This is a genomic window from Amphibacillus sp. MSJ-3 (assembly GCF_018919165.1).
In the GTDB taxonomy this organism is placed as follows: domain Bacteria; phylum Bacillota; class Bacilli; order Bacillales; family Amphibacillaceae; genus Amphibacillus.
Genome location: NZ_JAHLQM010000019.1, coordinates 42,684 through 52,388, shown reverse-complemented (window position 1 = coordinate 52,388; position 9,705 = coordinate 42,684). Strand labels below are relative to the sequence as shown.

Sequence of the window (9,705 nt, the reverse complement as noted above, 5' to 3'; positions counted from 1 at the left end):
TATTTCATTATCAAATACTTGTCTGCGATATTTTACAACCAGCACAAGATGATAGTGCAATAAGAACACTGAATGATTATTGTTATCTAATTTCATTGGTATATCAGTCCTTTATCCAGATAAGACTGATTATATCACAAGCTTTGGCTAAAGCCAACCGAAATTCATCTCCCATCTACTCATTGGGCTATCGCCCTTCTCATTCCTTGTGGATGGGAGACTTCTTTCGGAAATCCGTTAAAATAATTCTCTAAAGTAATCTAATAATTCACTTTCATGTCGCTCGTCTTGCTCATTTGATTGACGAATCTTACATTCTACGATTCCATCACTGGCTTTTTTACCAACCGTAATTCGATAAGGTATTCCAATCAAATCACTATCAGCAAATTTAACCCCTGCACGTTCATCGCGGTCATCATATAAGACTTCAAAACCAGCTTCTGTGAGTTGTTGATAAATTTGATCAGCGAGTTCACGTTGCTCAGCCTTTTTATGATTCAACACGAGTAAGTGAATTTGATATGGTGCAAGATGTGTAGGCCAGGTAATCCCTTTATCATCATGGTATTGCTCTACAATTGCTGCCATAACACGTGAAATACCGATGCCATAACAACCCATCGTAACTGTCTCAGCTTTTCCTTGCTGATTCAAATAATTCGCACCTAACTTTTCCGCATAAAATTTTCCTAGTTTAAAGACTTGGCCAATTTCAATCCCTTCGGTGAATTTTATGATCCCTTTACCATCTGGAGATCGGTCACCTTCTTTAATAAAGCGTAAATCCGCGTATTCTACGTCTGGTAAATCGCGAGATGGGTTTACGTTAATATAATGTACACCATCCTCGTTAGCACCACAAGATGCATTAGCTAATGAGCGAACAGCTAAATCACAGATGACTTTTATTTCATCCGACACACCAATTGGTCCTAAAGAACCAAAACCGGTTTTCATTAATTCTAAAGATTTCTCCTCATCTACCAAAGTTACCTCTTTGGCATGGAGGTGATTCTTGAGTTTTATTTCATTAACTTCATGGTCTCCCCTTGTGACCACCAGTACATAGTCTTCATCTACTTTAAATAATAAAGATTTCATTCCTTGATCCAAACTATGATTTAAGAAATCCGCTACTTCTTGCATTGTCTTTTGGTTTGGTGTCTCAACTTTTGCTAATGGTTTTTGTTCTTCGGTTGATACTTCATAAATATCAAGAACCTCTGCTGTTTCGATATTGGCGGCATAGTCCGATTCAGTTGAAAAAGCAATTGTGTCTTCACCAACCTCGGCTAAAGCCATAAATTCGTGAGTGTCCTTACCCCCCATTGCTCCTGAATCAGCAATTACAGCACGGAAATTTAGTCCTAATCGTTCAAATATCCGGCAATATGCTTGGTACATTTCCTGATAACCTTGATCTAGTCCCTCATCGGTATCGTGGAAGGAATAACCATCTTTCATAATAAATTCACGTCCACGCAATAAACCAAATCGTGGCCGGCGTTCATCACGGAACTTCGTTTGAATTTGATAAAGTGTTAAAGGAAGTTTCTTATAGCTTTTAACTTCATCACGAATTAAACTCGTTACAATCTCTTCATGAGTCGGGCCAAGAACAAACTCACGACCATGACGGTCATGTAGGCGAATTAGTTCTTCTCCCATCTTGTCCCATCTCTCTGTCTCTTTCCATAAATCAGCGGACTGTAGAGCGGGCATTAGCACTTCATTAGCACCGATATTATCCATTTCTTCACGTACAATTGCTTCTATTTTATCAAGGACACGCTTTCCTAAAGGAAGAAAGCTATAGACCCCAGAAAAGTTCTGTCTAATATAACCAGCACGTAAAAGCCATTTGTGACTACTTGTATCGGCATCAGCTGGTGTTTCTTTTAGTGTTGGAATTAATGTTTTACTTTGTTTCATCTTATATCCACCTTTTTAATCTATTTATTATATCTAAGTCATTTTAATAAGTGTATTGGCTATTGCCAACCGACTTTCATCTCCCGCCTTTCACTGGCTCTGGTCCTTTACATGCCTTGAATGGGAGTCTTCTATCTGAAATCAAATGAACCGTTAATATCCGATTCCTTTGTCTTAAATACTTACATAAATAAACGTTGTATATCATTCCACGTCACGATAATCATCAAAAGCATTAATAAAGCAAAACCGATAAAATGAACTAATCCTTCTTTTTCACTTGATATCGGTTTACCTCGAACAGCTTCAATACCAATAAACAGCAGTCTTCCACCATCAAGAGCAGGTAATGGTAATAGATTAATAATCCCTAAGTTAACACTTAAAGCAGCTGTCCAATTCATAAAATTCCAAAAACCCGTTTGAACAATTTGATCTGTTGCATCATAAATAGCAACTGGTCCACCTAACATATCAACAGAGAATTGACCGGTAATTAACATCAAAACACTCTCAAAAATAAGCCTAGACCATTCATATGTCTCAGTTAAACTATAAGGTATCGCCTTCATTAGAGATTGTTCTACATATGGCATCACACCAATTTGACCAATCGTTAAATCTTCAATTTGTTCCATACGCGGAACCACATCGATCTCAAGTTTTTCACTATTTCGATCAACAATCATTGTTAATTCCTGTTCTGGATTTTCACGAACGATAGACTGAAACTCAGTCCATCGCGAAATAGACTGATCATTAATAGAAACAATTTCATCCCCCGGTTGAAAACCGGCTAAATCGGCGGGACTATTAGGTTGAATTTCCCCTAGTTTTGCATCTTCACTAGGAACACCTTGAGCCGCACCAATAATTAAAAACAAAATAACAGTTAAGACAAAGTTCATCAATGGACCAGCAAATAATTGCAGGGCACGTTGCCGTTTGTTCTTTGAGCCAAATTGTCGATTATATGGAGCAATTTGAGTTGCTACTTCATCCATTATATAATCAGCATTCTCTGCTACCTGGTAACTCATTGATTGCTCTTCGCCGACTAAACTCCCTTTAATAATTAGATCATGAGTAAGGTCTGCGCTCTCCACCTCAATCACATGTGCGTTTGGATACATGGCTTTATTGTTAATAATTATTTGTTGAACTTTTTCCTGGTCATTAAATAGTAAACCGATATGTTGCCCGGGTTTTAAATCAACGATTTCAGGATCTTCACCTGCTACACGTACGTATCCGCCCATCGGAAGTATTCGAATTGTATAAAGCGTTTCCGACTTTTTAATTGAGAATATTTTCGGGCCAAAGCCAATCGCAAACTCTCTAACGAGCATACCTGTTTTTTTGGCAACAATAAAATGACCAAATTCATGCACAAAAACTAATAATCCAAACATGAGTATAAACGCAATAATTGTGTTCACTGAAACCTCACTCCTCCATACCATCTTATATTTGTGTCAATCTCTCTTATAATAAGCAACTCTTGCAAGCCATTGATCAAGAATTCACTTAGCTAAAACAGATGAGTTCAAACCCCGTACATTAGACTATTCTATCATTTTAATTGTAGATAAGATCAATGTTTCCATCTAAATATATGCCTAACCATAGCTTTATTATAATATAAATTTTTATTTAGAGACTGACAGCCGGATAAACTGCTATTAAATACTAGATCTTTATCAATATAATATTAGTTACTCACTGTAATCTTTTTCGCACTACCTAACATAGCATCATTAACGGATAGATAGACAATTATACGTAACCAGACGAAGTTTTTGGCCAGAAAAATATGCCTGAAAACGCACCTTCTTTTTTCATGCGACAAAATAGATGAAATGTAAAAATGGAAAAACAAATAACCAACTATCAAAACGGTCTAATATACCTCCATGTCCCGGTAATATTCGACCAGAATCTTTAATATCATAATGTCGTTTAAAAGCTGATTCAACAAGATCCCCCATCTGACCAACAATACTTGCAGTAAATGAAACAACTACAACAATTAAAGCTGAATCATGAACAGGTATAATGAATTGATAGACTAGTCCAGCAATGGTTGCTAAAACAATGCCACCAAGTGCTCCTTCAACTGTCTTTTTAGGACTAATTTCCGGCCATAGTTTATTTTTTCCAAATAAACTACCCGAGAAATATGCCCCCGTATCTGTTGCTAAAATAACAACAATTCCATAAAAAATATATTGCAGGCCAACTTCCTGAATTACGATAAAGTAGTGAAAACCTAATCCGATATATACTGCTCCTAGTAGCATGAAACTAGCATCTTCAAAAGTAAATTTATTTTTAACTAAGACTGTATATATTAATAACAATAAAGCTGTAATAAGTAACAAATCCATCCGATCGATCATGGGAAGAGTAAATCCATCTATCTTTAGATTTTGCAATAATAGAGCCCATAGCAAAAGCATGGTTATCATCATAGGAAATTTATAAGTCGTCATCTTACGCATTCTTAGTAATTCAAATAAACCAATTGAACTAATGAGTAACATAACTAAATAAAATGGCCATCCCCCAATAATAACAAATGGAAAAAAAAGCAGAATAGCAACAATCGCAGTGATTGTCCTCTTTAACATAAATAAACACCTTCCTCTAAATATTATAAACCACCAAATCTTCTTTTTCGTTGTTGATAAGCCTGTAATGCTTCTTCAAACTCATGACGGGAAAATGATGGCCAATAAGTATCAGTAAACCAAAACTCTGTATAAGCAAGTTGCCATAAAAGAAAATTACTTAATCTAATTTCTCCACTTGTTCGAATTAATAAATCTGGATCAGGCAAGTGCCCAGTAAATAATCGATCATTTATTAATTTTTCATCAATTTGATCTATCTTAACCTTATTATTTTGCACATCCCCCGCGATTGATTTCGCGACCTCTACTAGCTCAGATCGACCGCCATAGTTCATTGCAATGTTAAGAATCAAACCGGTATTATTCTTGGTTTGATCAATGGCATGTTGAATAGACTTTTTAGTATGTGATGGTAGTTGTTCAAAGTGACCAATCATTTCTACTTTAACATTTTCCTTGATTAAATCTGGTAAATATACTTTGAGAAAATCATGGGGTAATTTCATCAAATAATTCACTTCTTTTTCTGGCCTTTTCCAGTTCTCTGTTGAAAATGCATACAATGTCAAAATTTTTATTTGATACGCATTTGCAACTTCAACAATTCGTTTTACGTTATCCATCCCTTGCTTATGTCCAGCGATACGAGGTAATCCTTGTTGCCGGGCCCAACGACCATTTCCATCCATTATAATCGCTACATGTTCTGGTATAATTGTAATCTGGTTATTTTTTTCATGATTAGTTTTAATTTTTTTTAAAAAAGGCCATTTACTAAATGCCATCATTTTTCCTCCATAACTAAACAGTGATCTAATGTATCATTCACTTTACAGATCTTTTTTCTTTGAATATCTTTTTACAGTTTACCATGTAATAGCTTAAGATTCACTAATAAACTTTAATTATAGTTTGCGTTTTTAAAAAAGAGGATCCAAAATTTAACGACAGTTTAGTCAACACAGGCCGCAATTACTCATCTTACTAAATTCATTTGTAACTAATTGGCTTTCGAATTAAAAAGTTGCTCGCGATCTACAGATACCTTTATATGTACTTTTGAGTGGTATGTGGGGTGAAATGACAAGCCAAGCAAAGGAGCTCTAGTAAGTGTCAGCAATCTTCTTCTACAAGTATTAAAAGAAAAAGGTGCAACAAAAGAGCTATCTTTTGTAACACCTCATCTTCTACATAAATCACACTTCCATAATTTCTGCTTCTTTTTCTTTTACTAAAGAATCAATTTCATTAATAAACTTATCAGTTTCAGCTTGAACATCGTCTTGTGCATGACGTAAATCATCTTCAGTTAAATCGCCGTCTTTTTCTGCCTTTTTCAATTGATCGTTTGCATCTCGTCTTATATTTCGCACTTGAATTTTAGCTTCTTCTGCAAATTTACCTACCACCTTAACGAGTTCCTTACGACGCTCCTCAGTTAATGGTGGAATTGAAATCCTTACGACATTTCCATCACTAGATGGAGCTAATCCTAAATCAGCCTTTTGTATTCCTTTTTCAATATCACCGATTGATGATTTATCAAATGGGGTAACCATCAATAGCCGGGCTTCAGGTACTGTAATCGTTGCTAATTGATTTAAAGGTGTTTGTGCACCATAATAATCAACGAATACACTATTGAGGAGAGCTGGATTGGCCCGTCCTGCCCGAACAGTAGCTAAATTTTTAGAAAAAGACTGAATTGCTTGTTGCATTTTTTGTCGAATATCTTTAATAACTGTTTCTGACATTTTCATTTCCCCTTTACAATTGTACCGATTTTTTCACCTAAAACGGCCTTTTTAATATTACCTTCTTTGGAAATTGAAAAAACTAATAGTGGTAAATCATTATCCATACATAAGGATGATGCCGTTGAATCCATTACGCCTAGTTCTTCATTAAGTACTTGCATATAAGTGAGTTGCTCATATTTCTCTGCATGAGGGTCTACTTTAGGATCAGCAGTGTAAACGCCATCAACATTATTCTTAGCCATTAAGATCACTTCGGCATCAATTTCAGCAGCTCGTAATGCAGCGGTTGTATCTGTAGAAAAATAAGGATTGCCCGTTCCGGCGGCAAATATGACGACGCGTCCCTTTTCTAAATGGCGAATTGCTTTTCTCCTAATATAGGGTTCTGCAACTTGTCGCATTTCAATTGATGTCTGAACACGCGTTTCAATACCGAGGTTTTCCAAACTATCTTGTAGCGCCAGTGAATTCATAATTGTTGCTAGCATGCCCATATAGTCAGCATTTGCGCGATCCATTCCCATCTCACTACCTACCTTACCACGCCAAATATTCCCGCCGCCAACGACAATAGCAACTTCAACACCTAGATCGGCAACTTCTTTAACTTGCTTGGCAATCGATTGGATAATTTTTGGTTCAAGACCGTAACCAAGTTCACCACTTAATGCTTCTCCGCTTAATTTTAGTACAATTCTTTTATAGTGCGCTTTCGTCATGTTAACCTCCATTATGTAGAATTTACTTATATCTTACACTAACTTTTAATAGGAAACAATTCTTTGCAATATAGTGAATCTTCACTCAGTAGGAGATAATTGTAGATATATCTTTTGTCTCCTAAATTTAAGTCTGTTCCTTTCTTAAAAGTGATTAATGCTATACATTAGATCGTGTAAGAAAAGGGAACACGATGTGCTCCCTTTCCACACTACCGCTACATTTAGTAGTTTAGTTTTTCATTTGGTTGCGTACTTCTTCAGCAAAGTTTTCTTCGCGTTTTTCAATACCTTCTCCTACTTGGTAACGTGTAAATGTTTGAATTGTTGCCCCTTTATCGGCAATAAGTTTTTTCACTTTAACATCTGGATCTTTGACAAAATTTTGTTCTAGTAAACAAATCTCTTCAAAGAATTTACCCAGGCGACCTTCAACCATTTTTTCAACAATTTTTTCCGGTTTACCTTCGTTTAGTGCTTGTTGTTTTAATACTTCTCTTTCTTTTTCAACTATTTCTGCATCAACAGCATCACGTGACACAAAACGAGGATTTACCGCAGCGATATGCATAGCAATGTCTTTTGCAAAGGCATCATCTGTTGTACCCTCTACTACTGTTAAGGCACCAATTGTACCTCCCATGTGAATATAGGCTCCAAAAGCATCAGCATCTGTTTTTTCCGCGATAACAAAACGACGCAAAGTGATTTTTTCACCAATTGTCGCAACATTTTTATTAATAAATGTTTCAACTGTATCGCCGTCACCATTAAGTGGTTGACTTAATGCTTCTTCTACATTTGATGGTTTATTTGAGAGTAAATGTTTTGCTAGCTCATGTAAAAGATCTTTAAATTGATCGTTCTTCGTCACAAAGTCTGTCTCACAGTTCACTTCTAGTAAGACAGCTGTATTACCTTCAATTAATGTATAAGCAGCACCTTCAGCAGCAATACGGTTTGCTTTCTTGGCTGCATTTGAAATTCCCTTTTCACGTAAATAATCACTTGCTTTATCCATGTCACCATTTGTTTCTTGTAAAGCTTTCTTACAATCCATCATTCCTGCACCAGTTTTTTCACGCAATTCTTTTACCATACTTGCTGTTACTGTCATTTAAATTTCCTCCTTATTATGATTAAGTAAACAAATGCTTTTTCAAGCTTAGTCTTTAACATATTTAATAAGATTTATATCACTAATATCGTAGAAAAGGTGATAAAAGGTTCCCCTCTTATCACCTCTGTAACCTTTGTTATTCTTGTTCAACTGCAATATCTTCAGTTGACGCTTCTTCTGTTGCTTCTACTTCTTCTACTTCTTCAGTCTCTTCACCCTGTTTAACTTCTAAAATAGCATCAGCCATTTTTGCAGTTAATAATTTAACTGCGCGAATTGCATCATCGTTTGCAGGGATAACATAATCAATTTCATCAGGATCACAGTTTGTATCTACAATTCCGACGATAGGAATATTTAATTTATTTGCTTCTGCTACAGCAATACGTTCTTTACGTGGATCGACAATGAATAACGCATCTGGGATGGTTTTCATGTCTTTAATACCACCTAAAAACTTAACTAAACGATCTTTTTCCTTTAATAATTCAACTGTTTCTTTTTTAGGTAATACATCAAATGTACCATCCTCTTCCATACGTTCGATATCTTTCAATCGGTCAATACGTTTACGGATTGTACCAAAGTTAGTAAGTGTACCACCTAGCCAGCGTTGGTTAATGTAATATTGTCCAGAACGGATCGCTTCTTCTTTGATCGATTCTTGGGCTTGTTTTTTGGTACCCACAAATAATACAGTACCACCGTTTTCTGCAACTTCTCTGATGAAGTTATACGCTTCATCAACCTTTTTCACAGTTTTTTGTAAGTCAATAATATAAATGCCGTTTCTTTCCGTAAAAATGTATTTCTTCATTTTTGGATTCCAACGACGTGTTTGATGTCCGAAATGTACACCAGCTTCAAGCAATTGTTTCATTGAAATAACAGCCATCTTAACTTTCCTCCTAATTTGGTTTTTTTCCTCCGCTTATTTCATATTGATAGAAAAACTAACAAATCTTGTTCATTAGCACCCTTTCTATTATCCATAAGCGTGTGTAATTAACACCACAAGTAACTATACCACAATGAAGTGTGACAGGCAAGGAATTATTTTAGCTAGATTTATTTCTTTTTACTTTGATGAAATTTGATCAATAGTTCAATTTCCGTTTTGCCTCGATTTAATTTTTTTGCGATTACCTCAGGTGTATCACCTTTTTCATATAAAGAAAGCACCTGGGCCACAAATGATTGCTCAATAATATCTTCTCGATCGTCTGGTACAATCGGTTGATAATCTTGATACTTATCGGCTGTTAAATCTAATTCAGCTTCGATTGGTCTATCTTCCGTTTCAAGATGTGATGATGTTTCTTGATGGCTTCGGTTAATTATATCGATTAATTTTTCATTTTCTTCTCTTATTTCAAGCAAATATACGGCTAAAAGATCCTCGATTTGCTTTTGCTGCTGAGCTAGCACTTCTTTATCTTCACGTGGTTGATTAAGTTTTTCTTTTAACTGTTTAATCATCACCAATGTTATGACATGGATCAGAAAACTGATCAATATTAAATAAATCATCTCTTAAT

10 protein-coding genes are annotated in these 9,705 nt (G+C 35.6%); all 10 read right to left on the bottom strand.

Features of this window, described 5'->3' with window-relative positions; all coding sequences use genetic code 11:
• Positions 1-96, bottom strand: a 96-nt coding sequence (locus KQI76_RS07435; protein WP_216399526.1) for a transposase, incomplete at its 3' end; no start/stop codon positions are given.
• A 141-nt stretch (positions 97-237) separates the two neighbouring features.
• Entirely contained in the window at positions 238-1,935 is a 1,698-nt protein-coding gene (locus KQI76_RS07430; RefSeq protein WP_216399694.1) for a proline--tRNA ligase, read from the bottom strand.
• Between the two features lie 182 nt (positions 1,936-2,117).
• The gene (rseP, locus tag KQI76_RS07425) at positions 2,118-3,374 is read right to left on the bottom strand and encodes an RIP metalloprotease RseP (RefSeq protein ID WP_216399693.1); all 1,257 of its coding nucleotides are present in this window, start codon (positions 3,372-3,374) and stop codon (positions 2,118-2,120) included.
• A gap of 399 nt (positions 3,375-3,773) precedes the next feature.
• The gene (locus KQI76_RS07420) at positions 3,774-4,565 is read right to left on the bottom strand and encodes a phosphatidate cytidylyltransferase (RefSeq protein ID WP_216399692.1); all 792 of its coding nucleotides are present in this window, start codon (positions 4,563-4,565) and stop codon (positions 3,774-3,776) included.
• 23 nt (positions 4,566-4,588) lie between these two features.
• Positions 4,589-5,353 (bottom strand): undecaprenyl pyrophosphate synthase, encoded by a 765-nt coding sequence (locus KQI76_RS07415; RefSeq protein WP_216399691.1) that lies wholly within the window; start codon positions 5,351-5,353, stop codon positions 4,589-4,591.
• A 411-nt stretch (positions 5,354-5,764) separates the two neighbouring features.
• A complete protein-coding gene (gene frr / locus KQI76_RS07410) occupies positions 5,765-6,322 on the bottom strand; it encodes a ribosome recycling factor (RefSeq protein ID WP_216399690.1) in 558 nt (185 codons plus the stop codon).
• Between the two features lie 2 nt (positions 6,323-6,324).
• Positions 6,325-7,047 (bottom strand): UMP kinase, encoded by a 723-nt coding sequence (pyrH, locus tag KQI76_RS07405; RefSeq protein WP_216399689.1) that lies wholly within the window; start codon positions 7,045-7,047, stop codon positions 6,325-6,327.
• 232 nt (positions 7,048-7,279) lie between these two features.
• On the bottom strand, positions 7,280-8,164 hold the full coding sequence (gene tsf, locus KQI76_RS07400) for a translation elongation factor Ts (protein ID WP_216399688.1): 885 nt from the start codon (positions 8,162-8,164) through the stop codon (positions 7,280-7,282).
• Positions 8,165-8,303: 139 nt separating this feature from the next.
• Positions 8,304-9,062, bottom strand: coding sequence for a 30S ribosomal protein S2 (rpsB, locus tag KQI76_RS07395; protein WP_216399687.1), 759 nt, complete (start codon positions 9,060-9,062; stop codon positions 8,304-8,306).
• A 173-nt stretch (positions 9,063-9,235) separates the two neighbouring features.
• Positions 9,236-9,697: a hypothetical protein gene (locus KQI76_RS07390; RefSeq protein ID WP_216399686.1), complete on the bottom strand. Its 462-nt coding sequence runs from the start codon at positions 9,695-9,697 to the stop codon at positions 9,236-9,238.
• Positions 9,698-9,705 lie beyond the last annotated feature (8 nt).